Origin of the sequence: Nocardia araoensis NBRC 100135, from assembly GCF_000308435.1 — a bacterium.
Classification (GTDB): Bacteria; Actinomycetota; Actinomycetes; order Mycobacteriales; family Mycobacteriaceae; genus Nocardia; species Nocardia araoensis.
In genome coordinates this window covers 1-24,634 of sequence record NZ_BAFR01000351.1, presented here as the reverse complement: position 1 = coordinate 24,634, position 24,634 = coordinate 1, and the positions used below count along the sequence as shown (strand labels likewise).

The following is a 24,634-nucleotide window of genomic DNA, read 5'->3' as shown; positions in this document are numbered from 1 at the left end:
CGCGGATCATTCCCGCCGCGCGGATTCCGCCGCTCGGACCGCCTCCTTCTCCGCGTCGTCGAGTTTGCGCGTGTCGCGCGGAACGGCGAAGGGCTGCGCTTCTTCGGGAAGCCCCTGGGCGATGGCTTTGCCGTGGTCGAGTTCCGCGTTGATCTCGGCTCCGAGCAGCAGCGCGATATTGGTCAGCCAAAGCCACACCAGGAAGATCACCACCCCGGCGAGCGAGCCATAGGTCTTGTCGTAGGAGGAGAAGTTGGCGATGTAGACGGAGAACAGCGCCGAGATGACCAGCCAGATGAGGACGGCGATCACCCCGCCCGGGCTGATCCACTTGATGCCGCCTTGGCGGGCGTTCGGGCTGGCCCAGAACAGGATGGCCAGCAGCGCCGACACCAAGACGAACAGCACCGGCCATTTGGCGATGTTCCAGATGGTCACCGTCGTGTCCCCGAGGCCGAGGAAGTCGCCGATCTGCTGGGCGACCGGTCCGCTCGCCACCACGATGGCGGCGCTGAGGACGAGCAGGATCATCGCGACGATCGTGACGCCGAGCCGGATGGGTGTCGTCTTCCAGATCGGCCTGCCCTCGCCGATGCCGTAGACGACGTTGGAGGCGCGCATGAAGGCCGCCACATACCCTGAGGCGGACCAGAGCGCGACGGCGAGACCGAGGATCGCGCCCCAGCCTGCGCCGTGTTTGTTCGCCTGCGCTTGGTCGACGAGGCTGCGCACGAAATCCGCGCTCGAACCCGGCACGATCTGCCGGACCTGGTCGACGAGTTCGTCCGCGGCGTTCGGGCCGAGCAGGCCCAGTAGGGAAACCAGGACGATCAGGCCGGGCACGATCGACAACACCGCGTAGTAGGTGAGGGCGGCGGCCAGATCGGTGAGGTTGTCGCGCCGAAACTCTTTGCCCGCACGCTCGACCACCGCAATCAGGGAGGGTTTCGACAGGTCGGCGGGGCTGTCGGGCTCGTCGCGGTCCAGATCCGGCCTGGCTTCGGCATCGGTGGCATCGACCGGCGACCCGAGATGATCTCGGGTATCCGCCGGGTCGGCTCGCTGGCCCTCGTGCCGTTTCGCCGCATTGTGCTCTGTCGTCATGGGCTCGCCTCGCTCACACACGTCCGTCTCGCTTCACCCCGGGGCCGGAGCCCCCGTCGAACGAGTGGTGCCCGAAGCGGCGTTGCCGAAACTGCTCGGCCCGGCTTCCGGGAGCGAGTTCCGCGCCCCTTTCTCGTTCGTGTCAGGTGTGGGCGCCACCGCGGAGCCAGTCGGTCCACGGAATGCTCCAATCGCCGTTCTGCCAGATATCGAGGGGGTCGCCGCCGGTGTTGCGGACTTCGACCACATCGCCGGGGATGACGAAGTCGTAGAACCATGTGGCGTCGGCCGGGGAGAGGTTCAGGCAGCCGTGTGAGACGTTGGTGTTGCCTTGAGCCCACATACTCGCAGCCAGTTCGTGCACGAAGATTCCGTCGTGGCTGATGCGGACGGCATGGTTGATGCTCGTGCGGTAGCCGAGCGCGGAGTTGGTGGGCAGGCCGTAGCTGGCGGAGTCCATGATCACCGGATCCTTTCGGTCCAGCACGGTGTAGATGCCCGGCCGAGTCCAGAACGACATGACTCTGCCGCCGACGACCGCGGTGCCGCCCATGCCCATCGATGTGGGCATGGTGCGCACGAGGTTTCCGTTGTCGAAGACCTCGATCTGTTTGGTGTCGTCGTCGGCGACCGCGACGTGCGCGGGCCCGATGATCACCGAAACCCGTTGATCCCGTGAGCCGTAACGGCCCTCGCCGAGCGCGAGGCCGAAGAGTTCCGCCTCGATCGTGATCCTGGTTCCCGGTGCGTGATAGTGCTCCGGCCGCCAGTGCGCGTTCTGCTCGTCGAGCCAGTACCAGCCACCATCGACGGGAGGCTCGGTGGTGACCTTCAGGTGGCGTTCGACCGCTGCCCGATCCACGGGCTCGTCGAAATGGGCGACGAGCACGAAACCTACTCCGTAGGTGTCGTTTTCGGCCAGCTCGACGAGATTGGCGGAGCGCAGCGAGACATCGATGAGCCGTTGCGGCGCCACCGTGGTGCAGGTCGCCGTCGCGGTGACGTCGCCGGTTTCGCCGTGGGCAACGGCTTTCGCGGTGTAGGTGTGTCCGTAGCCGAGTGGCTCGGCGCTGGTCCAGGTTCGTTGATCGGGCGCCGACGTGCCCGGCACCGATCTGCCCGTTTCATCGATCCATTCGACCGACCTCAGCGTCCCGTCGGTGACGGTGATCGTGCCGGGGGTACGCGCATCGACATCGCGGGCGCCGGGTGGAGGATCGAATCGGAGCGTGACGGGTTTCGGTGGCTGCGCGAGTTCTCGCGTCAACCCCCATCCGGCCAGGGCGAGGCCACCCGCACCGGCGAAGCCGATCAGCAGCTGACGACGTCCCAATGCCACCGTCCATCTCCCTTCTCCGGATGCTGGGCCGACCTCCGCCCGTCAGCATGCGGCAGCCACACACCGCCCGTGGCACCGACGACCGGCATCTCCACCGATCCGCCGCACAACCGATACCGTTCCTCGATCGGTTCCGGTTCGCCCGAGACGGTCGTCGGCGGTCTGCAAAGCCCCACGATCATGGATCACCTGGCACGTGGCGCCCGGACTCCGCCGTTTCGTGGGACTCCATCGCGTCCAGGCAGCGAGCGGGCGAGCGCGCGCATGACGGCCGGGCCGGCCCTGGCTGCGGGTGCGCTCGTCTCGTCGGCGCCGGGGACGGCATCGGCGCAGGTGGGCGTCGAGGTAGTCGGGACCGATGACGGGCTGCCCCGAAGCCGTCTGGCGATCAGGTGCAGGTCGGCCCCTACAAGTAGGGGCGGCCGAGGCGGTAACCGCGGGTGCGGCGGGGGCGATGAGCCAGGTGGAGTTCGTCGAGAGCGGAGGCCTGCGTGGGGCGAGAAATGAGAAGCATTGCGGTAGTGGTCATTACGGTGGCCCTGTCGATGCTAGGGGTTGGCGCACCGGTAGCCGCGCAGGCCGGGCCGGACGGGCTCAGGCAGTGCGCGGTCAGCAGTGGACGGGTGCCCGAAACGGCGACGCCGGAGGAGGTCGGACTCGATCCGGCGGCGCTGCGCCAGGCGGTGGCGCTCGCGGCGGATTCGACGCGCACGACGCTGCAGATCTTCCGGAACAATTGCCTCATCGCGACCGGCCCGAACAACCCGCGGGCCGCCGGTGTTCCGTGGAATCTGTGGAGCAGCACCAAGAGCGTGGTTTCGATGGTGGCCGGGATCGCGGTGGACGAGCAGCGGCTGCGGCTCGATGACCCGATCGGCGCGTATCTGCCGTCCGAACTCGGCGATCCCGGACATCGCGCGATCACAGTGCGGAATCTGCTCATCGAATCCAGCGGCATGCGGGTGGCGGTGGCCTCCGAGGGCATCACCGGGTTGGCCCAAATCGATCCGAATGTGGTCGCGCAGGCGTTGGCGATGCCGATCGATCAGCAGCAGGGCACCGAGTGGCGCTACAGTCAGCGCGCGGTCGATCTGCTCGTGTACGTCATCCAGCGTGCGGTCGAGGAGGACTTCCAAGCGTACGCGCAGCGAAAGCTGTTCGATCCGTTGGGCATTCCGCCGACGGACTACTTCTGGGGGCGTGACCGCAGCGGAAACACCTACGGCTACGCGCATCTGCTGCTGCCACCGGACGACTTCGCCAAGCTCGGCCTCCTGCTCACCAATCGCGGCGAGTGGGGCGGTCATCAGATCATCTCGCAGGACTATCTCGCACAGGCCGGCCGGCCCGCCCCGACGAACCCGTGCTACGGCTTCCTGTTCGTCGTGAACGGGCCGGACTGCGCCAACTACTTCCCCGGTCTGCCGCCGGATGCCCTGCAGATGTCGGGAATGATGCGGCAGGACAACTTCGTCGTGCCGAGCCTCGGACTGATGGTCAGTTGGACCGGCGTCACGGTTCCCGGGAGCGCGGTGAGCTTCCCGCACGATGTCCTACGTGCGGTCGGCGCCGCCTTCCGAGAACCCCGCATACCCGCCGCAGCACCCTACGAACAACAATCGGATGTCCAACTGTCCGATCCGATGATCTCGAATCCGGACGCGACCCTCGCCGCGCTCGGTATCGGCCCGATGGCCTACCCGGGCTGCAACCCGCTGTCCTGCCTGGGCAAGCCCATGTCCGCGCCGTTCGCGAATTGGCCACCGGGCTGCTTCATCCTCGGCTGCGTCGGCCCGCACCCGGCGACCCCTGGGATCCGGTAACGGCGGCTCAGCGCGGGCGCACTCGGTTGCCCACCGGACGTAGGATCGAGGTCAGTGGGCAGAAACCGGAAAAAGCCACGTCAGTGCCGCAAGGCTCTTCTCGAGATACCGGTGAAGCCCGTTCTCGTGCCCGTAGGCCATATCCTCCAACACGCTGCACCTGGCATAGAAAGCAGCACGCTCCCGGATCGCCCGCGAGTCGGCGGCACTGGTCCGATAATTTTCCAACGCCGTGTCCAGTGCGGCTGGGCCGAGGTCGCGGTAGACAAGGCCGAAATCATGAGCCGGATCGACGATCGCGGCGTCACTCCAATCGATGACACCGGTAACCGTGCCCGAAACATCGTCCACGAGAACGTGTTCGATCCCCAGATCGTTGTGGGAGAACACCAGGCCGTAGCGATCGGTCATCGGCATCGAGCCGAGGAATACCTCTACAGCCGACCGATGCGCCCGGGGCACCACATCCGCGATCGCGTCGTAGGTCCTGGCGGCCTCGTCGAGCCACAGCGCTTTCGGCTGGTCGTCGGTGTCCACCAAGTCGGCCATCCGCTCGAGGGGAACGGCATGCACAGCGGCAAGGAATCGACCGAGCACAGCGGCGATCGACCGCGCATGGGCCGATCGCCACGACGCGGGCAGGTCTATCAGTGGTCGGCCAGGTAGTTCGAAATACGCCAAGCAGCCCCGCTCGACAACCCTGAAACACGGCTAGGGCACCGGAAGTGGAGAGATGTCCGCGACAGCAGCCAGCAAACCGGCTTCCTCGATCACCCGCGCGGCTCGGCTGTCGGGATCGGGTTCCTTACTGAAGCGCACGATCAATTCCCCGTTGACCTCATAGGCAACGTTGTCCTCCCCCTCCCCCAACAGCACCACCGAGTCGATCCGATAGCCGGGCAATTGCGCGGCCACAACATCCCGGACGCCCATGGCACGATCGTCATCCCGAATTTCCATGCCACAACTCTAGAAATCCGCAATCCGCTCGTCCCGCCCGATGGGGTACGGGGCGCGCGAGCGATGCTGGACATCCGAGGACGCAACCGCGCCGCATCGGTCCGGCGTGGCCGACGCCTGCCACCGTCGGATCGGACGTACCGTCGCAGTCGACGAGTCTGCGGCGCCGGGCGGATCAGAGGGAGCAGATGATGCGGGCGGCGCCGGTGAGCAGGATGGACATGACCACCGGCGGATACGCCGTGACCAGGTGCGCCATGACCTCCGATGACACCGACGACAGCGCCCGACGATCGAGCATCCGGTCTGGCCGGATCGGCTAGTGTGGAGCTACCTGCTCGCAGGCGCGGGCTGGAATGTAAGCGAGTACGCCGTTAGCCAGACAAGTGGTCACGGGACGGCACAATGAATGACTCATCAGTGAATGGCGGGGAAACCGCACGGGGGCCGGGGCCGGCCGAGGTGTTCGGGCGCTATCGGCTGTTGTCGTTGCTGGGTCAGGGCGGCATGGGCCAGGTGTGGCGGGCGCATGATTCGCTGACCAACCGGGTGGTGGCGCTGAAAGTGTTGCCCGAGCGCTTCGCCGATGACGAGCAGTTGCGCGAGCGGTTCCGCCGGGAGTGCCGGGCGGTGGCGCAATTGACCGAACCGCATGTGATCCCCATCCACGACTTCGGCGACATCGACGGTCGGCTCTATCTGAATATGCGCCTGATCGAGGGCACCGACCTGCGCACGCTGATCGCGCGGGAAGGCGCCTTGTCGCCGCGGCGGGCAGTGGCGATCATCGCCCAGGTGGCCGGCGCGCTGCAGGCGGCCCACGACGCTGGTCTGGTCCACCGCGATGTCAAACCCACCAATATCCTGCTGGGGGCCGATGAGTTCGCCTCCCTGATCGACTTCGGAATCGCCCACGCCGCCGACGACCGTACGCTGACCGCGACCGGCGAGACCATCGGCACCGCCGCCTACATGGCGCCGGAGGAAATCGGAGCGGAAGTCAAGGCCGATGCCCGAGTGGACGTTTACGCGCTGACGTGCGTGCTGTACGAGTGCCTGACCGGTCGGCCGCCGTTCGCGAGCGAATTGGGGATGCAGGGTGTGATGGCCCATCATCTGCACACCCCGCCGCCGCGTCCCAGCGTCACCACACCCGGCGTACCGGCTGCGTTCGACGCGGTCATCGCCAAGGGAATGGCCAAAAACCCCCGCGATCGCTACCGGACTGTGCGCGAACTGGCTGCTGCGGCCTGCGCCGCGGTGGACGATTCCCCGGTCAGCGCCACCGTGAAAGTTGGGCGCCATGGGCGGCGAATCAGACTGTCGCCCAGAACCGCCGGGCTGCTCGCCGCCGCGGTCGCGGTGGCGGCGGTGGCCGTCGTAGCCGTCGTCCTGGGCGTCCAACGGGAACCAGGCGGCGGTGGCAACTCGCCCACACCCATCGCCTCGGGCTACTCGTCACAGACTTCGCTGCCGTTCACCGGCGTCAGCCTGCCCACCGGTGTGGCGGTCGACATGGCGGGCAACGTCTACGTCACCGACATGGGTAGCGATCGGGTGCTGAAACTGGCGGCGGGCGCGTCGACGCCGACCGCGCTGCCGTTCACCGGTCTGAAGAATCCCCAGGATGTGGCGGCCGACCCGGCGGGCAACGTCTACGTCAGCGACACGAGTAACGATCGGGTGCTGAAGCTGGCGGCGGGCGCGTCGACGCCGACCGCGCTGCCGTTCACCGGCCTGAAGGATCCCCATGGTGTGGCGGTCGGCGGCGCGGGAGACGTGTACGTCGCCGACCGGGGTAACGATCGGGTGCTGAAGTTGGCGGCGGGCGCGTCGACGCCGACGACGCTGCCGTTGACGGGGCTGCAAGGTCCCGATGGTGTGGCGGTCGACCCGGCGGGCAACGTCTACGTCACCGAATTGGGTACCGAGCAGGTGCGGATGTTGGCGGCGGGCGCGTCGGCACCGACCATGTTGCCGTTCACCGGGCTCAAGGATCCCCAGGGTTTGGCGGTCGACACGGCGGGAGACGTGTACGTCGTCGACTGGGGTAACAAATGGGTGGTGATGTTGGCGTCGGGCGCGTCGACACCGACCCCGCTGCCGTTCACCGGCCTGAAGAATCCGCAAGGTGTGGCGGTCGACTCGGCGGGCGCCGTATACATCACCGACCTGGGCCCTGATCCGGTGGTGAAACTCCCGGCCGGCTGAACACCGAATCCGGGCTACACGATCGCGGCCCCGGAGTCCGGCACCTCCGCGTAGTCGGGCAGTTCGACGCCGTTGATCGCACGCTCGACCAACTCGGTGAACCATTCGCCGGCGAAATCGATACTCGGCTCGGCGTCCGGCCCGGGGACCTCGCGGCTGCGCACGTGCAACCGGCCGATCTCCTGGTTGGCCTCGACGAACGAGCGCATCCGCCGCTCGTAACCGGCGAACCCGGCCTCCGGATCCCAGTCGGCGGCGGCCAGTTCACCGGCCAGCAGGTAGGCGCCCACCAAGGCCAGCCCGGTGCCCGCCCCCGACATCGGCGACGCGCTGAACGCCGCGTCCCCGAGCAGCCCCACCCGCCCGCTCGACCAGCGGTCCATCACCACCTGGGCGACCTGGTCGAGATAGAAGTCCGGGGTGTCGTCCAAGTGCGCGAGGATGCGCGGGGTCAACCAGCCCAAATCCGCCATCCGCTCACGCAGCAGCCGCTTCTGGGCCGCGACGTCGCGGTAGTCCACCTCGAGGTCGCCCGCGGGGAAGGAGAACATGGCCATCGCCCGGCCGGCATCCCGGATGGGCCGCAGGCCCGCGGAGCGCCCGGACTCCTGGTAATCGATCAGCCAGCGATCCAGCCCGAACTCGTTGGGCACGCTGTAGAAGGCCAGCACGAGCCCGAGATGGCGAACGAACCGCTCGTGCGGCCCGAAGACCATCCCTCGCAGCGCCGAGTGCAGCCCATCCGCCCCGACCACCAGATCGAAGCGCCGCCGGTCGCCGCCCGCGAAAACCACGTCGACCCCGTCCGCGTCCTGGGTCAGTTCGGCGATCCGGTCCCCGAAGACGTACTCGACACCGTCGCGGGTGTCGTCGTAGAGCACCTGGGACAAATCACCGCGCAAGATCTCGATCTCCGCGATGTACCCGTCGCCGCCGTCGTCGTCCGCTCGGTAGGTCTCCAGCACGTTCCCGTCCGCGTCCACGGTGTACGCGCCCGCGGTCTCGGTGCAGGCCGCGCGCACCGCCGCGTCCAGCCCCATCCGCCGGATGACCTCTTTGGCCACCCCGCGCGCGTCCACCGCCTGCCCACCCGGACGCAGCTCGGGGGCGCGCTCCACCACGGTCACCTCGGCACCCCGACGGCGCAGCCAGTGCGCCAACGCGGGCCCCGCGATGCTCGCCCCCGCCACCAACACCCTGATACCGCTCACTGCGCCCCCTGCTCACCCGGCCGGATCACTGTCCGGGTCGTTTGCTGTTGCGTGAGGTCCTCGACGCTCATCATTGCCTCCGTGTGTTTCTGCCCGCGCTGGGACGCTCCCGGCTCAGGCCCACCGCTGTCGGTGTCTCCAGCGGTATGGACGGCGGGTCCCCACAGAATTCATCGGTGCGGCCGAGATCGTGTCCACCCGCTGCGCCCGTCACGGTGGCTCGTCGGCGCGCACTGTGGTGTGCTGGGCGGGGCGGGCGGTGGGACCGGAGTCGTGGACGCCTATCGACCTGCGACCGACGTAGGTTTGTCCGCTCAGCTGACTCGCGGGGCGACGAAAACTCGTTCCAGCAGCGCGTACAGACAGTCTCGGTCCTGGTCACCGAGCCTGTTCAAGCCGTCTTGGGTGGCGCGCATCTTCGCCCGGATCGTGTCGGTCACCTGTTCACCCTCGGGCGTGATGACGAGATTGGTGACGCGCCGGTCGGATTCGCTGGCCTCCCGTCGTACCAGGCCACGCTTCTCCAGCCGGTTGATGATCCCGGTCACGTTGGAGGCGTCGCAGGCCAAGGTCTCGGCCAGGGCGCGCATCGCGACGGGCCCCCGGCGCAGCACGGTCAGCGCCTTGCCCTGGCTCGCTGTCAGGTTCTCACTCGCCGCCGCGACGGTGAAGTCGCCGTAGTAGACGCCGAGCGACACCGACAGCAGCTCCATCAGCTGGGCCGTGTCGACGCGGGGACCTTCTGCCATGCAGCCAGCCTATCCGCAGAAACTTGACTATCTCAAATATTTACCCCTAGCGTGGGGTCATTGCTTGAAGTTCTCAAGCATCGAAGTAGTACCAACGAGGAGTAGCCAGTGATCGTCACCGCGTCCGACGCGTCTCGCACAGCCGAGATCCTGTCCCGGCCCGTCGCGCTGAACGGCCTGGCCGTCCCGAACCGCATCGTGATGGCGCCGATGACGCGCATGTTCTCCCCCGGCGGCGTTCCCGGTGACGATGTGCGGTCGTACTACGCTCGCCGCGCCGCCGCCGGCGTGGGCCTGATCATCACCGAGGGCACCTACGTCGGCCACGAGTCCGCCGGACAGAGTGATCGTGTGCCACGGTTCCACGGTGAAGAGCAGTTGGCGGGGTGGGCGAAGGTCGCCGAGGACGTACACGCGGCAGGCGGCACGATCATGCCGCAGCTGTGGCACATCGGCATGGTCCGCAACCAGGGCGACGCGCCCTACCCCGACGCGCCCGCCGTCGGCCCCTCCGGTATTCGCGTCGACGGCACCGAGGGCATCGGTAAGGCGATGACCCAGGGTGACCTCGACGACGTCATCGGCGCCTTCGCCGAGGCCGCGGCGGACGCCGAGCGCATCGGCTTCGATGGTGTCGAACTGCACGGCGCGCACGGCTATCTCCTCGACCAGTTCCTGTGGGAACGGACCAACCGCCGTAACGACGCCTACGGCGGCGACACCGTGGCCCGTACGAAGTTCGCCGCCGAGGTCGTGGCCGCGGTTCGTGCCGCCGTCTCGCCCGACTTCCCGGTGATCTTCCGCTACTCGCAGTGGAAGCAGGAGGCCTACGACGCGCGGCTCGCCGAGACCCCGCAGGAGCTCGAGGCGATCCTGGCTCCGCTCGCCGCGGCAGGCGTAGACGCCTTCCACGCCTCCACCCGGCGCTACTGGCGACCCGAGTTCGAGGGTTCGGACCTGAACCTGGCGGGCTGGACCAAGAAGCTCACCGGCAAGCCCACCATCACCGTCGGCTCGGTCGGCCTCGACGGCGACTTCCTCCGTGCGTTCACGGGCCAGGGCGCCGAACTCGGCAGCATCGACAACCTCCTCGATCGCCTGGAGCGCGAAGAGTTCGACCTGGTCGCCGTCGGTCGCGCCCTGCTCCAGGACCCGGAGTGGGCCTCCAAGGTCCTGGCGGGGCGGATCGATGAACTGAAGCCGTACGACGCGGCGGCACTGAAGACGCTGAGTTAGGACGTCGCCTCGGCCGCGGCGGGTCGCGCGTGCCAGGATGACGCGATGAGCAGTGGGTCGCGGCAACCGGTCAGCGAGGAAACGGTGCATCTGTTCATGGACTACGGGCAGTTCCGCATCGACGGCGGCGTCGACAGTCCGGTCGAGGAACTCGAACTCCTCGACCGCGCGCTGGCGGCGCATCCGTTCGCCTCCGACGGGCTGGCGGTGGTGGTGTTGAGCCCGCACCAGAACAACTTCCATATGCCGGTGACGATTCAGGTGTGGGATGAGCGGCCGCCCGGCGATCGTGCCGAGTGGCAGCAGGTGTGTGAGACGAGGTTGCGAGTCGGACCGGAGGGCACGCTGTGCCTGTCGTCGCCGACCGACGGCGCGGTCGACTGCCCGGTTCCCGAGGGCGAGTATCTGATCGAGATCAGCGGCCGCGGATTCGTCGACTACGGTTGGCCCGGGACGACCGAACCCGGCGATGTGTGGCGTATCCGGCTCTGGCCGGACGACGGCAGTGAACCGCTACCAGCTGTGCAGTGGGACATGCCCGGATACGGTGTGCCCGAGAATGTCCCGCTGCACGACGTCACCGCGTCGGTCGATGACGCGGAGGAATGGGTCGTCGTAGTCGACGACAAAGGCTCTCATCGCCTGCACATCGACGAACTGCAAGAGCAAGCGGCCGCTTTCCAGCGGCGGCGCTGGGGTGGGGACCCCATATCCCGGCTCGAAGATTGCCCGGGCGCGGAAGAGCTGGCACGCCATGACCGCGCGATCGCCGAGGCCGTCGCCGCGATGGGTGATCCCGAGTTGCGGCGACTGGCCCGCTGGTCGGCGGCCCAAGCCTGCACGAAAGCCGGGCTCACCGACCGGCCGTGGGTGCGGCCCGCCTTGGCGGCGCTGCGGGAGGGCCGACCGCTACCGCCCCCGTTCGACGACGCGGAAGGGGCCATGAACCGGCTGCACGACGAGGATTTCGGCCCGCCGGACGACGAGCACGTCGGCACCATCGAAGCAACGATGGTCCTGGGCTCGACCGGTGCGGCGGCGAACCCCTTCGATCTGGGCCCGATCCACCGCCCGTCCTTCGCGCTGCCCACCATCATCGACGCGAACCAACCCGACGCTCTCGATGCCGCGATGACGACCCTGTACGCCACCGGATTGGTCTTCGGCCCCGAGGTGGACGCGCTGTTCGCCGCGCTCAGAGCGGAATTCGGAATCGGGTGAACAATCGGGCAGACGCGACCTACTGCCCAGCAGCCCGCTCCCGCCGGGAGCGGGCCACGGTGAGCCCGCCCAGGACCATGGCGGCCAGCCCGAGCGCCATGGCCACCCAGGACCCGACTATCCCGTTACCGGTGCCGGGGCCGCCGTCGGCGGTGGCTGCGAACAGTCCACCTACGACCGAGCTGAGCAGGCCCGACACCAGCGCCGCCACGGCTCCCCGACCGCCGTCGCGGGGGTGCTCACCGGAACGAGCCAGAGCGCGCCCGCCGAGCACCACGGCGGCCAGTCCGACCAACGCGGTCAGGGTCGGCCCGAGTCGCCCAGAAGTCATACCCGTAGCGACGGCGAGGGGTTGGGTCGATGCGGTCGCGGCCGCCGGTGCGGCGATCGCGAGACCTCCGAGCAGCGCGGCCGCTATCGCGGCAGGCAGATGACGGATGGGCATGGGGTACTCCTTCGCAAACCGACTGGACCGGCTCCATCATCTCTGTCGCACGCGGCGCAAAACATCTTGCGGGCGTGGACAATTCGTGCTGCCACCGAGACCGTAGCCGACTGCTGCGAATGTCGTAGCGGGCCGCGAACCTACCGCGGGCGCGGTATTCGGTGATCATCCGCGAGCAGGAGTTGCCGGTGTGAAGCTCGGGCTAGGGTTGCGTGCATGAGCAGCGTGCGGATCGGAGACTGGGCGATCAGCGTCGGGGTCGCGGCCGTCGTGCTCGTCGCAGGCCTGTCGGCACAGCACACCACCGATCTCACTCCACTGGCCTACACATTGTCGACAGGTAGCGGTTTGGCTTTGGCCGCGCGGCGGAGGATGCCGATCGCCGTGCTGCTCGTGACCGGGCTGTGCGCGCTGGGGTACCAAGCCATCGGATTCGACGTGCCCGCGGTGGCGTTCGTCTTCGCGGTCTACGCCGCGGTGCGGGCCGGGCATCGAACGATTACGGTGGTGGCGTCGGTGGCCATGCTCGCCGCCCTCCCGCTCGCGGTATCGGCCTCCCTGCACGATACGGCCGCGGCCTTGGCGCGGGCCCGGGGCGCGCTCGAGATCGCCTGGTTGATCGCCGCCGGCGCGGCAGGCGAAGCGCTGCGGCAAGCCGAGCGGCGAGCCGATGAGGCTGAACGCACCCGGGAGCAAACCGCACGCCTCCGCGCCGACGAGGAGCGCCTGCACATCGCACGCGAACTCCATGACTCACTCACGCACCAGATTTCGGTCATCAAAGTGCAGTCCGAAGCCGCCGTCCACGTGGCCCACAAGCGACGCGAAGAGGTACCGGACGCGCTGCTGGCGATCCGTGACGCCGGACGGGAAGCGGCCCGAGAACTTCGAGCGACCCTGGAGGCGCTGCGCGAGGACGGCACCGCCTCCAGACACGGAATAGACCACGTCCAGGAACTCGTGGACCGCGCCCGCACAGCTGGTGTGGACGCCACCTTGACGATCGAGGGTCAGCGGCAACACTTGCCGGCGGCCGTGGACCGAACCGTCTACCGGATCGTTCAGGAGTCGCTGACCAACATCGTCCGGCACGCCTCCGCTGCGACAGCATCGGTCCGAATCGACTACCGTCCCGACGCCCTGATCATCGAAGTCGATGACGACGGCAAGGCCACGACGCACGCCGCGCCTGGGGACGGGGTCGGGCTGCTCGGTATGCGCGAGCGCGTCACCGCCCTCGGCGGTCGCCTGCGGGCGGCACCGCGCAGTGCGGGCGGTTTCACCGTGCTGGCCGAACTTCCTGTGGAGCCGACATGATTCGTGTCCTGCTGGCCGACGATCAACCGCTCATACGCAGCGGGTTCCGTGCGCTGCTCGATCTCGAGAACGATATCGAGGTGGTGGCCGAGGCCGCCGACGGGAGTGAGGCCCTGGCGCTGGCCGGACAACACCTGCCCGATGTGGCGCTCATCGACGTTCAGATGCCCGTCCTCGACGGCATCGAGGCAACCCGGCGCATCGCCGCCGACCCCACTCTGGCCGGAGTGCACGTAGTCATCCTGACCAACTACGGCTTGGACGAATACGTCTTCGACGCGCTACGGGCCGGCGCGGCGGGATTCCTCGTCAAAGACATCCGCCCGGAAGACTTCCTGCACTCGGTGCGCGTCGCCGCCCGCGGTGACGCGCTGCTCGCACCCTCGATCACGCGGCGCCTGATCAACCGCTATGTTTCCCAGCCACCGAACCCCGGCACCCGCACGGGGCTGAAGGAGCTGACCACCCGTGAACGTGAGGCCGTACTCCTGGTCGCGCACGGCATGTCCAACGACGAAATCGCCGACCGGATGGTCATCAGCCCGCTGACCGCCAAAACCCACATCAATCGAGCCATGACCAAGCTCCACGCCCGCGACCGCGCCCAACTCGTCGTCCTCGCATACGAATCCGGCCTGATAGCACCACAGGACTTCTGACTATCACCTGCGCCCCAATGGATTCGGTGTTCACCCCCACGACCGCGCCGTTGCGGTAGGGCAAGGTGAGAAAGGGCGGCGGCGCGGTTCGGCCGAGAGAGCATGGCGGCGGTGAGATCCCCCGGCCGTGGTCGTGCCTCGACGTAGTCGGGCCGAGTGCTTCTGGGCCGGTTCCGGCGATACGACCACCCATAGTGGAGCCCGGGTTGCAGGTGCAGCGGGCTGGGAGGAGCCCGGCGGACGGGAGCGATCTCGTCGAGGCCGCGCTGACACGGTCCGCCTCGAGTGATGGATGTAACCGGGCAGAGGGCTGACAACCCCACGGTTTATGCGCGATTTGCGGGGGTAACAGTGACCGTGAGCGAGTACCACCTGATCGTTTGTTTGAACAGCGACGACACCGAAAATCGGGATGTACCGAAGCGAGGCGGAAGAGACAGACTTCCCCCGGTAGATGTCATCAATGGCACAGCAACCAGTGGTCTCCACCGAAAGAGGCGACATGGGAAACATGACTCCGGCGCCGAAGGAACCGAAACAAAGCTTTTGGACGTCAGTCCCCGGTATCCTCACCGGTATTGCGGCGGTTATCACCGCCGTCGGGGCGATTATTGGCATCTATGTCGGTACGAAGTCCACGCCGCCGCCCCAGCAGCCCACGACGGCCCCACCGACGTCCACCGCATACGGCGGGTACGGCGATCAGCCGGCGACGATCAATTTGCAGTACCGAGGCGACTCGAACCAGTGCGTCTCACAGTTGACGACCAAGATCGCAGGAAAGACCGTCTCGATACCGGATACGGCGTCCACCGTCTCCGTGAAGGGGGTGCCGGAAGGCTCACAGAAGTACGAGGTTTCGGGCCAGATTACTTGCCCGGCCCTCTGGAACGTTCGATGCTTACGGCTCCGGGACGATCAATGTCACCAGCGGTAATACATACTACTACTGGTGGTCGCAATCCCCAGGTACCAAGAGCGCCACCGTCACAATCGGATCTCAGTAAAACTCTCCGACTGCTCACCTTCGCGGCAACTGGAACATGGCGACTCGATCGCGCGGCGACTTGTCGACGTTCGGCAGGGAGCCGGAGGCTCGCGATGACGTGCCGGAGACCTCCGGGCCGCCGACGGCCGGCCGGGGTTCGGGAGCAGCGGCGACCTGTCCATCAGTGCGACGCGGGCGGGATGCTCTGTTCGTATTGGAAGACGTTGTGGGGGTCGTACTCCGCCTTGATCCTGCGCAGCCGCTCGAAGCCCCGGCTCCCCCAGTAGGCGGTCTGCCACTCTTGCATTCCGACGTTCGGCACATTGACGTAGGCGCCTTCCACGTAGGGCCGCAGCGCCTGGCTGAACTCAGCGGTCCAGGCCTGGGCTTGCGAGGTCAGCGGGTCGCCGACGCCTGGTTGTGGTGAACGAGTCCCCCAGGCTGCGCCGATCTCGCCGTAGAAGAGCGCGTCGCGATGCGCGAACGCCGTGCCGCCGGAGGGCTCGCTCTTGATCGCCCCGCCGAAGGCATCGACGAAGTAGTTGCTCTCCTCCGTGGGAGCGTTTCGCATGAAGTCGCCGATGATGTCGATGGCCTCCTTCGGGAACGGCGCTTTGACGAACTGCGAGAAGAACTTCCAGTTCGCGGGCTCTTGCGTCGGCGGGACCTGGGCTCCGGCGAAGATGTCGCCCCAGTTACCGACCTGCACGGTGACATCGGGCGTGCCCACCGACAGGATCGGAGCCAGCATCTCTCCGGCCTGCGCCGCCGCCCCCTCCACAAGCCACGCGGACAGCAGGATCTGGGACTTGTGGATCTCGAGCTCGGATCCCAGACGGCTGTCAGCGGACGGTACCGTACGCTGCCATGCTTCGAAGACCCCGTAAAGGTCCCCGAGTCCATCCCATGTCGCCTGCACATAGGCGAGTTGCTCTAGCGGATACACCTTGTAGGTGAGCTGTGTGACGATCCCGAAGTTGCCGTTTCCCGCCCCGCGAAGCGCCCAGAGCAGGTCCGAATGGTGCTGTGAATCCGCGTTGATCACCTTGGCGCAGTCGTCACCCGACGGGACGACGACCTCGGCCGCCACCAGACTGTCGCAAGCCATGCCGAGCCAGCGGTTGAGGGGTCCGAGGCCACCGCCGAGCGTCGCACCGCACAGGCTTACGCTGCCCTCGCTTCCGGTGGTGACCGCGAAGTTCTGCTTCGCGAGCGTGGTCACCGCTTCCAACTGGTTCAGCCCGGCGCCGACCGTCACGATCCGAGCACCGGGGTCGATCTGGACCGATTTCAGCCGGCTGACGTCGATGACGATGCCGTTGTCGACGTTCGACCAGCCTTCCAGGGCGTGGCGGCCGCTGCGCACCCGCAGCGCGATGTTGTGCTGCCGCGCCCACGTCAGCGCGTTCACCACGTCCTTGGTTTCCTGCGCGAAGGCGATGACCAGCGGATAGTGAGAAAAGAGCTGATCCCAGCCGAGTCGCGCATCCGTGTACGACGCGTCACCCGGGCGGACGATGTGGCCGGTCAGGGTCGCGGGCGGACATCCAGGGCTTTCACTCGGGTGGTCCGCGGCCACGCTCCCCGCGGCGCTTGCGTCCGCGATATCCGGCGTGTCTGCGGCCGTGAGGCCCGAGACAACGACTGCTCCGACGCCGGCGGCCGCCGACGTCCTGAGCAGGTCACGGCGAGAAAGATCGCTCAAGGTTCAGATCCTCTCAATCGGGCTACGCCAGTGCCCGGCTGCCAGGGAACTCCTACCCGCCAGCCGCCAGGCAGTCCTTTGTGGTCGACCTCCGCACCGTAACGGGATGACGTGGCGGTGCGTCCCGACACGCCAATCGAGGACGATGACGACACCCGAACGAAGTCGGACCTCTGACCCGCCCTCTCGGCCGGCTGTCCGCCGTCACCGCCGGATGCGCATCGCCCCACAGGTCGGAGCATCCCAGCCGAGTGCGGCCGACATCGCGAGGAAACCGTCGAGGGCGGTCGCGATGTCGCGCGGCAACGGCGTCGCACGTCGCTGCTCGAGGTCGACATGGACGAGCAGGATCTCCAGGGTGTTGGACAATCTGTCCCGCTCCCGGTCGAGGAGGAAGGTCATCATGTGCACGGCCTTGTCGCTGCGATCCAGCACCCGCGCGTGTACCGAGAAGGAGTCGCCCTCGCGCAGTTCACTGTAGTAGGCCAAGTGGTGTTCGGCCGTGAACAGCCCGAGGCGCCACCGTCCCAGTGAGTGAAATCACTCCCCGATCGGCCACACCCCGACTGCTAGAACGAGTTCGCAGCGCAAGCGGCCGTGCATCGCGGCCCAACAAGCTCGCTTGCGTTCTCTCATCCCAGGAGGGTGGACATGAATCCGGTTCAGCAGCAATCGCAGGAAGTCCGCAGTATCGAAGCAGCAGCGGCGCCGTCGCGTTTCGCGCGCGGCTGGCACTGCCTCGGACTGATCCGCGATTTCGCCGACGGCAAACCGCACGCCATCGAGGCTTTCGGCACCAAGCTCGTGGTTTTCCGCGGCGAGAACGGCACGCTCAACGTGCTCGACGCCTACTGCAGGCACATGGGCGGCGACCTCAGTCAGGGCACCGTCAAGGGCGATGCCGTCGCCTGCCCCTTCCACGACTGGCGCTGGGGCGGTGACGGCCGCTGCAAGGAGATCCCCTACGGCCGCCGGGTGCCGCCGCTGGCCCGGACGCGGACCTGGCACGCGCTCGAGCAAGACGGAATGCTGTTCGTGTGGAACGACCCGGAGGGCAAGAAGCCCACCCCGGATGTCGCCATTCCCCGGATCGACGGCGCGACCAGCGACGAGTGGACCGACTGGCACTGGTACCGCACCGTCGTGAACACCAACTGCCGGGAGATCATCGACAACGTCGTGGACATGGCGCACTTCTTCTACATCCACGGTTCGCTGCCGACCTATTTCAAGAATGTGTTCGAGGGCCACATCGCCACGCAATACTTCAAGAGCGGGGCGCGCGAGGACTTGCCCGGCCCCGAAGGCGCTCCCACGCTGCTGGGAACTTCGTCGGTCGCGTCGTACTACGGGCCGTCCTTCATGATCGACGACCTGACATACCACTACGAGCAGGGCGATCATCACACGGTCCTGCTCAACTGCCACTACCCGATCGATGCCAACTCGTTCGTGCTGCAGTACGGCATCATCGTCAAGAAGTCGCAGAACCTGCCTGAGGAGCACGCGATGGCGACGGCGATCGCCCTGGGCGACTGGGTGAAGGTCGGGTTCGAGCAGGACGTGGTGATCTGGAAGAACAAGGCCCGCATCGACAATCCGCTGCTGTGCGAGGAGGACGGCCCGGTCTACCAGTTGCGCCGCTGGTACGAGCAGTTCTACGTCGACGCCGCCGATGTGACCCCGGAAATGGTGGACCGCTTCGAGTTCGAACTGGACACCACCCGGCCGGTGGAGGCATGGCAGGCCGAGATCCGCGCCAATCTCGCCGCGCGCGCCGATCTGGCCGCCCCGACCGGCTCCGCCGAGGCTTCGGCCTGATGCCGCCGCGCATCGACGAACGGCTGAACGAGGTGCCGATGGCGCCGGTGCGGTGCGAGCACTGCGGCGCAGGCGTGCTCGTTCGCAAGGCCAGCTGGCAGCAGACCAGCGTGCAGTGGAACGCCGACGCGGCCGCCCGCTGCCCCGAGCTCCGGGACGCGGTGGGCAATGGCCCCTCGCTACCGGGCTGCGGCCGGCTGCGCGATGCCATCGCAGCGGCGGCGACCTGCGGAGAACTCCGGATTCCCGCGGAGCCGGAAGCACGGACCGCCCCTAGCTGATCCGGTAGCCGACAGGTCGCCTGTACTGCACACACCGGAGCCGGAACCCGCGTGACGCGGGTTCCGGCTCTTGGCTTCGATCACCGTGACGCGCAGACCTTCGCGGGCGCCGGTCAGCGCGCCGCCGCCCGAGCCGATCACCAGCACGTCGCATCGTTCGTCCCACTGCACCGCGGAATCGACCCAGCTCATCGGTCACGCCTCCCGTCGTCCCAAGTGACAGCGGCGTCACCGGGTGCGCCGATGCTAGGCAGCCGCACTACTGCCCGGACCGGCCCGTTCCGCTCATCGAGACACCAGGTGAGGGCCCGCAGAATGCTGCTGCGTAGCCGACTGCGCGGACGCTGTCCACTCAGCGGGACGCGTCGGCCGATGGACCCGTGCGGCGCGCCACTCTCAACGGTCGGGCCGTCCGGTCCGGTCGGCACCGCCGCTCACCGAAACAGGAGAAACTCGCATGTCCCAGCTTCAGCGCTACACCGGCCGCCGTGTCCTCGTCACCGGCGGCGGTTCCGGCATCGGCCAGGCCAGTGTGCTGCGCATTCTCGCCGAGGGAGGTCGAGTGGTGGCCGCGGACATCAGTGCGGCCGGTCTGCGCGACACCGTCGCCAAGGCCGGGGACGCCGGCGAACGCCTGCACACCGTCGTCGTGGACATCAGCGAGGAAGAGTCCGTGCGCGCAGGCGTCACCGACGCGATCCGGTGGCTCGGCGGACTGGACACGCTGGTCAACGCGGCGGGGGTATTGCGCTCCGCGCACTTCGAGCAGACCACTCTGGCCGAGTTCGAGCAAATATTGCGGATCAACCTGGTCGGCACCTTCCTGGTGACCCGGGAGTCGATCCCCGCGCTGCGACCCGGCACCGGCCCGGCGGTGGTCAACTTCAGCTCCACCGTCGGCGGTGTTCGCGCATCCCTACAGTGTCCGCGTACGCCGCGTCGAAGGCCGGTATCCAGGCGATGACGCACGCGTTGGCGCTGGAGTTCAGTGCCGAGGGCATCCGGTTCAACAGCGTGCAGCCGGGGTCGATCTCCTCCGGAATGACCGACGGCACCGGCGAGGCCAAACAGAGCATCGGGCCCGGCCTGCCCGCCGACGCCGACTTCAAACTGTTCACCAAGATCACGCCGACGCTGCCGCTTCCCGGCGGTGCCGTCTTCGCCGGACCCGACTCCGTCGCCGCGGTCGTGGCGATGCTCGGCTCCCCCGATGCCTACTTCATCACCGGAACGGAGGTGCGCGTCGACGGCGGCACGCACGTGTGACCCTGGTAGCTCTCCGGCGGTCGAGGCCGCGCGGCTGAGCCATTGCTCGAGGCTGCGAAGACAGCCGGAACGATGGCTCAGCACTGCGGCATGGGACTCGAATTCGGCGGTTGCGCCACCAAGAAACGTCCGACCTCTCAGGGACCAGCAACGTATCGATGGGGCTCCACGTCGCCCAGCCGAATCCTGCTGGAGCCGAGGCAGACGCCGCGCGCGTGATCACCGGTGACACCGATTGACCATCGGGGCCGTCGGCTGGCGGCCTCCGCAACGAGTCTCCGGCCGAGCGCCGTCGTTCGGAGTGGCCGATCGACGGCGCGGGTCGTCAACGCACCTGTTCCGCCGCGTGCCGCGCAGCGATATAGCCATAGACGAGGCCTTGGCCGATGGTGGCGCCTGCGCCGGGATAGGTTGCGCCGAAAGCGTTCGCGGCGGTGTTGCCGATGGCGTACAGGCCCTCGATGACACTGCCGTCCTCGCGCAGTACCCGCGCATTCCGGTCGGCCACTACGCCACCGCAGGTACCGAGGTCGCTGAGGACCATCTTCACCGCGTAGAACGGCGCGGTGTCCAGCGGCGCCAAATTCGGGTTCGGGGAAACCGTCGGGTCGCCGTAGTAGCGGTCGTAGGCGCTCTCACCGCGCGCGAAATCCGGATCGGTACCGCTCTCGGCGTACCGGTTGATCTCGCGGAACGTCTCGGTGAGGGCCGCCTCGGGCACACCGATCGCTCGGGCCAGTGCGGCGGGATCGTCGGCCCGGTAGGCGATTCCGGCCTCGTACCAGGACTCCGGCAACGGCTGCTTCGGGAATGCGCGGCCTGCCATGATGTAGCTGTTGCGGTACCGCTGGTCGAACACCAGCCACATCTGCTCGGCCGGGTCGCCGCGCCGCTCCCGCTCCAGCAGCGCCTGACCGAAGGACATGTAGTCGGTCGCCTCGTTGATGAAACGGCGGCCCGTCTGATCGATGACGAACGAGCCCGGCAAGGAGCGTTCGGCGAGCATGACCTGCGGAGCGGCGCCTGGCAGTGCCGCGAAGGCGGGGAACCACCACGCCTGGTCCATCAGCGCGATGGCAGCGCCGAGCTCCTGCGCGGCGACGATGGCATCACCGGTGTTGCCCTCGGAGCCGAGGCTGGCATCGTCCTCGAGCTCGGGCGACTGGAACTTGTGCCGGGCAACCATGTCATGGTCGAACCCGCCAGCGGCGAGAACCACGCCGCTCCGCGCGGTCACGGTGATCTCCTTACCGCCTTGACTCAGCACCGCACCGGTCACTCGATCGCCGTCCTGGATCAGGCGTACCAGGCTCGTCTCGGTCCACACCGGAATACCCGCCCGCAGCACGCCCGCGAAAAGGCCCGCCGCGAGCGCCTGCCCTCCTGCCACGTACTCACGACCGATCAGCATGCCGCCGATACCCAACGACGCCCGGCGCAGGATGCGGGAAAACGCCTTGAGCGGTTTGCGCGCGACCAGGTTCATCCATTTGTAGTCGATGCCGGTCACCGGCATCGGGAACGATGCCTTCATCACGCCCGCCCGCAGCCGCGGCCGCTCCGCGCCCAGCACCGAGGCGTCGAACGGGCGGCACTCGCAGGTGCGGCCCTCAGCCCGGCCGCCGGGCTCCTCCGGGTGGTAATCGGAGTAGCCCCGCGCCCAGAAGAAACGCATCGGTGTCGTGCGCTCCAGCATCGCGACCGTCGACGGTCCGGACTCGAGGAACGCCTCGCCGCGCTCAGCAGGGGCGGAATCCCCCACTACCGCTTCGATGTACGTCCGCGCCTCGGCCAGCGCGGCAGGCCCGTTGTCGGGCAGGATCGAGCTTCCGGGGATCCAGAAGGCACCGCCGGAGCGTGCGGTGGAGCCACCGACGTAGGCGGTCTTCTCCACGATGAGAGCGGACAGTCCGGATTCGTGCGCGGTGAGCGCGGCGGCCATGCCGGTACCAGACCCCACGACGAGAAGATCGACAGTCGTATCGCTGGCGATGGTGAGCGGGGGCATCGGCTTCTTCGCCATGATCGAGAACTCCACTCTCAGAGATCGGCTGGAACGCCTCACGGTAAGTTCGATGCCCGCAGGGACCCGCTCGACTTTCCATTCAGCGGGAGATCCCGCTCACTGGAAACCGCCGCCGCCGTGCGGATAAGCAGTTGTCTAGCGTCCGGGCATGAGCAACACCTGGAGCAGAGAAGAACTGGAAAAGGCTTACCGCACGTGGCATTCGACCGTTGCCCGCGCCGCCGCGGGCGAAGGCAGCTGGCGTGAATTCGTCGAGCTGTTCACCGCCGACGCCGAGTACCACGAGCAAATGGTCGGCGTGCTGAAGGGCCGCGATGCCATCTGGGCGTGGGTCGAGCCGACGCTGGCGACGTTCCCCGGCGCGGCGATGACATCGTTCCCGGACTACTGGCACCTGATCGATGAGGTCAACGGTGTGATCGTGGTGAAGCTGAACAACCTGATGCGTGATCCGGGCGACGGCTCGCGGATGGGCGCGGACAACATCAGCATCCTCACCTACGCCGGTGACGGGAAGTTCTCCAAAGAGGAGGACATCTACAACCCGGCCGAGTTCGTCGAACTGGTCCCGAAGTGGATCCAGCGCGCCATGGAACTGGGCACCTTGAGCGAGGGCGAACTCGAGTGGTGTAAGCCGCAGGCCGCTGCGGCTGCCGCCTCCTGACCTGTTCCTGCCACAACGACAGCGAGCCACCGCATTACGCGGTGGCTCGCCTGTCGTTCCGGCGTCAGTGCGCGCTCACCGCCGCGTCGGCGCCGAGGTAAGCGCGTTCGACCCGGCCGGGGTCGTCGCGTAGCTCCGCCGCGCTGCCCTGGTCGGCAATCCGTCCGTGCACCAGGACGACAGCCCTGTCGGCGACGCCGAGCGCCAAGTGCACGTGCTGTTCCACCAGCAGCACGCTGGTGCCCTCGGTGTCGGCGAGCTGCTTCAGCACATCCAGGATTTCGCTGACGATGACCGGGGCCAAGCCCATGCTCAGCTCATCGATGAGCAGCACCGCGGGCCGTTGCAGAATGGCCCGGGCGATGGCCAGCATCTGCTGCTCGCCGCCGGAGAGGCGCCCGGCGGCCACCGGCAGCCGCTTCTCCAGCGCGGGGAAGTACTCCAGCACTTGGCGCAGCCCGGTGCGTCGCCGCGACCGCTCGGTGATCGCCAGCAGAAGGTTCTGCCGGGCGCTCAGCTGGCGGAACAAGGCCCGATCGTCGGGCACCAGCACCATTCCCGCCCGTACCGCGTCGCGCGGGCGGCCGCTGTGCACGTTCCGGCCGCTGACCCTGACCTCGCCGCCGGTATGCGGGAGCAGCCCGGCCAGCGTCTCCAGCAGAGTTGTCTTACCGGCGCCGTTCGGGCCGAGCAGGCAGGTGATCTCGCCCTGCTCGAGCGTCAGGTCGACCTCGCGCACGCACGGGCGTTCCTTCAGATAGCCTGCGGTCACACCGCGGCATTCCAGCGTGGTCACAGCGGGGCCTCCTGGGTGGTGAGCGGGCGGGCGTGCAACGCCGGGACCGCTTCGTGGTCGAGGTCGACGGCGTCGGCCGGCACGCCGAGGTAGGCCCGCAGCACCTCGGGATGGGAGCGGATCTCCTCGGGTGTCCCGGTGGCGATGACGGCGCCCAGGTCCAGCACGATGACTCGGTCACACACCGTGAGCACCAGCTCCATGTCGTGATCGACCAGCAGGATTCCGGTGCCGTCGGCGGCGACGGCGCGCAATTTCTCGCCCAGCCACCGGCTCTCGGCGTTGTCCAGGCCGGCCGCGGGTTCGTCCAGCAGGGCGACCGCGGGTTCGGCGGCGAGGACCCGCGCCATGGACACCAGCTGACGCTGCCCCTGTGACAACAGCCCGGCCTCCCGTCCGGCGAGCTCGCCGATGCCGAAGACGGCCAGCGTGCGGGAGACCCGCTGCTCGACCGGTTGTTCGGATCGCGAGCGCGCCGCACCTACCCGAACGTTCTCGGCGACCGTCAGATCGTCGTACAGCTCGACGTCCTGGAAAGTGCGGCCAAGTCCGGCCCGGCTGCGCGCGTGTGGTGGGCGCCCGGCCAGCGGAGTGCCCGCCAGGGACACCGTCCCGGTCGCAGCGGCGAAACCGGTGACCGCGTCGATGACCGTCGTCTTGCCCGCACCGTTGGGGCCGATGAGCCCGACGATCTCGCCCGGCCGCACGTCGAAGGTGACGGCGGTGGCTGCCTGCACCGCCCCATAGGTGACGCCGACGTCGCGCACCGACAGGATCGGCTCGTCCCGATCGGGGACCGCCCGCGCCGTGGC

General features: G+C 67.8%; 21 protein-coding genes and 1 pseudogene. 10 read left to right on the top strand and 12 right to left on the bottom strand.

Features of this window, described 5'->3' with window-relative positions; translation table 11 throughout:
* Positions 1–6: 6 nt before the first annotated feature.
* Together ON21_RS34310 and ON21_RS34305 are read right to left on the bottom strand one after the other, a co-directional pair.
* A complete protein-coding gene (locus ON21_RS34310; RefSeq protein ID WP_083881079.1) occupies positions 7–1,104 on the bottom strand; it encodes a YihY/virulence factor BrkB family protein in 1,098 nt (365 codons plus the stop codon).
* A gap of 142 nt (positions 1,105–1,246) precedes the next feature.
* Positions 1,247–2,443, bottom strand: a complete 1,197-nt coding sequence (locus ON21_RS34305) for a L,D-transpeptidase (protein ID WP_086006529.1) — start codon at positions 2,441–2,443, stop codon at positions 1,247–1,249.
* Positions 2,444–2,988: 545 nt separating this feature from the next.
* On the opposite strand from ON21_RS34305, the gene ON21_RS34300 reads away from it, so the two are divergent.
* The gene (locus ON21_RS34300) at positions 2,989–4,266 is read left to right on the top strand and encodes a serine hydrolase domain-containing protein (protein ID WP_083881088.1); all 1,278 of its coding nucleotides are present in this window, start codon (positions 2,989–2,991) and stop codon (positions 4,264–4,266) included.
* Positions 4,267–4,317: 51 nt separating this feature from the next.
* Here the strand turns inward: ON21_RS34300 and ON21_RS34295 are convergent, their stop codons facing one another.
* Both ON21_RS34295 and ON21_RS39795 read right to left on the bottom strand, forming a co-directional pair.
* A complete protein-coding gene (locus ON21_RS34295; protein ID WP_218004205.1) occupies positions 4,318–4,947 on the bottom strand; it encodes a phosphotransferase in 630 nt (209 codons plus the stop codon).
* 30 nt (positions 4,948–4,977) lie between these two features.
* Complete coding sequence (locus ON21_RS39795) at positions 4,978–5,226, bottom strand: hypothetical protein (protein ID WP_218004204.1); 249 nt, start codon at positions 5,224–5,226, stop codon at positions 4,978–4,980.
* A 420-nt stretch (positions 5,227–5,646) separates the two neighbouring features.
* On the opposite strand from ON21_RS39795, the gene ON21_RS34290 reads away from it, so the two are divergent.
* The gene (locus ON21_RS34290; RefSeq protein WP_373281175.1) at positions 5,647–7,437 is read left to right on the top strand and encodes a serine/threonine-protein kinase PknD; all 1,791 of its coding nucleotides are present in this window, start codon (positions 5,647–5,649) and stop codon (positions 7,435–7,437) included.
* A 14-nt stretch (positions 7,438–7,451) separates the two neighbouring features.
* Here ON21_RS34290 and ON21_RS34285 read toward each other — a convergent pair whose 3' ends face one another.
* Both ON21_RS34285 and ON21_RS34280 read right to left on the bottom strand, forming a co-directional pair.
* Positions 7,452–8,648, bottom strand: a complete 1,197-nt coding sequence (locus tag ON21_RS34285; RefSeq protein ID WP_039805090.1) for an FAD-dependent monooxygenase — start codon at positions 8,646–8,648, stop codon at positions 7,452–7,454.
* Positions 8,649–8,962: 314 nt separating this feature from the next.
* Complete coding sequence (locus tag ON21_RS34280; protein ID WP_039805087.1) at positions 8,963–9,397, bottom strand: MarR family winged helix-turn-helix transcriptional regulator; 435 nt, start codon at positions 9,395–9,397, stop codon at positions 8,963–8,965.
* A gap of 108 nt (positions 9,398–9,505) precedes the next feature.
* On the opposite strand from ON21_RS34280, the gene ON21_RS34275 reads away from it, so the two are divergent.
* Positions 9,506–10,633 carry an NADH:flavin oxidoreductase gene (locus ON21_RS34275; protein ID WP_039805086.1) on the top strand — a complete coding sequence of 376 codons (1,128 nt, stop codon included), beginning with the start codon at positions 9,506–9,508 and terminating at the stop codon, positions 10,631–10,633.
* Positions 10,634–10,678: 45 nt separating this feature from the next.
* Positions 10,679–11,854, top strand: coding sequence for a hypothetical protein (locus tag ON21_RS39520; protein WP_039805084.1), 1,176 nt, complete (start codon positions 10,679–10,681; stop codon positions 11,852–11,854).
* A 19-nt stretch (positions 11,855–11,873) separates the two neighbouring features.
* Here ON21_RS39520 and ON21_RS34265 read toward each other — a convergent pair whose 3' ends face one another.
* Positions 11,874–12,299, bottom strand: a complete 426-nt coding sequence (locus tag ON21_RS34265; RefSeq protein ID WP_039805082.1) for a DUF6223 family protein — start codon at positions 12,297–12,299, stop codon at positions 11,874–11,876.
* Positions 12,300–12,515: 216 nt separating this feature from the next.
* Between ON21_RS34265 and ON21_RS34260 the strand changes: the two genes are divergently transcribed.
* Positions 12,516–13,616 carry a sensor histidine kinase gene (locus ON21_RS34260; RefSeq protein ID WP_039805081.1) on the top strand — a complete coding sequence of 367 codons (1,101 nt, stop codon included), beginning with the start codon at positions 12,516–12,518 and terminating at the stop codon, positions 13,614–13,616.
* Positions 13,613–14,275: a response regulator gene (locus ON21_RS34255; protein ID WP_039805079.1), complete on the top strand. Its 663-nt coding sequence runs from the start codon at positions 13,613–13,615 to the stop codon at positions 14,273–14,275. Before ON21_RS34260 ends, ON21_RS34255 begins: the two co-directional genes overlap by 4 nt.
* Before the next feature lie 1,169 nt (positions 14,276–15,444).
* Here ON21_RS34255 and ON21_RS34245 read toward each other — a convergent pair.
* Complete coding sequence (locus ON21_RS34245) at positions 15,445–16,968, bottom strand: FAD-binding oxidoreductase (protein WP_039805076.1); 1,524 nt, start codon at positions 16,966–16,968, stop codon at positions 15,445–15,447.
* Between the two features lie 204 nt (positions 16,969–17,172).
* Positions 17,173–17,499, bottom strand: a complete 327-nt coding sequence (locus tag ON21_RS34240; RefSeq protein ID WP_086006528.1) for a thioesterase family protein — start codon at positions 17,497–17,499, stop codon at positions 17,173–17,175.
* 120 nt (positions 17,500–17,619) lie between these two features.
* Here ON21_RS34240 and ON21_RS34235 point away from each other — a divergent pair, with 120 nt between their 5' ends.
* The 3 genes and pseudogenes from ON21_RS34235 to ON21_RS34225 all read left to right on the top strand — a co-directional run bounded on the left by ON21_RS34235 (position 17,620) and on the right by ON21_RS34225 (position 20,336).
* Positions 17,620–18,789 carry a 3-ketosteroid-9-alpha-monooxygenase, oxygenase component gene (locus ON21_RS34235; protein ID WP_039805218.1) on the top strand — a complete coding sequence of 390 codons (1,170 nt, stop codon included), beginning with the start codon at positions 17,620–17,622 and terminating at the stop codon, positions 18,787–18,789.
* A complete protein-coding gene (locus tag ON21_RS34230; protein ID WP_039805074.1) occupies positions 18,789–19,070 on the top strand; it encodes a hypothetical protein in 282 nt (93 codons plus the stop codon). The genes ON21_RS34235 and ON21_RS34230 overlap by 1 nt, the downstream gene beginning before the upstream one ends.
* 457 nt (positions 19,071–19,527) lie before the next feature.
* Positions 19,528–20,336 (top strand): annotated as a pseudogene (locus ON21_RS34225) (SDR family NAD(P)-dependent oxidoreductase).
* A gap of 325 nt (positions 20,337–20,661) precedes the next feature.
* Here the strand turns inward: ON21_RS34225 and ON21_RS34220 are convergent.
* On the bottom strand, positions 20,662–22,359 hold the full coding sequence (locus tag ON21_RS34220) for a 3-ketosteroid-delta-1-dehydrogenase (protein WP_039805217.1): 1,698 nt from the start codon (positions 22,357–22,359) through the stop codon (positions 20,662–20,664).
* Between the two features lie 151 nt (positions 22,360–22,510).
* On the opposite strand from ON21_RS34220, the gene ON21_RS34215 reads away from it, so the two are divergent.
* Entirely contained in the window at positions 22,511–23,026 is a 516-nt protein-coding gene (locus tag ON21_RS34215; RefSeq protein WP_039805073.1) for a nuclear transport factor 2 family protein, read from the top strand.
* A gap of 64 nt (positions 23,027–23,090) precedes the next feature.
* Here the strand turns inward: ON21_RS34215 and ON21_RS34210 are convergent, their stop codons facing one another.
* Together ON21_RS34210 and ON21_RS34205 are read right to left on the bottom strand one after the other, a co-directional pair.
* The gene (locus ON21_RS34210) at positions 23,091–23,822 is read right to left on the bottom strand and encodes an ABC transporter ATP-binding protein (RefSeq protein WP_039805071.1); all 732 of its coding nucleotides are present in this window, start codon (positions 23,820–23,822) and stop codon (positions 23,091–23,093) included.
* Positions 23,819–24,634, bottom strand: an 816-nt coding sequence (locus ON21_RS34205; RefSeq protein WP_245562855.1) for an ABC transporter ATP-binding protein, incomplete at its 5' end; no start/stop codon positions are given. The genes ON21_RS34205 and ON21_RS34210, both read right to left, overlap by 4 nt.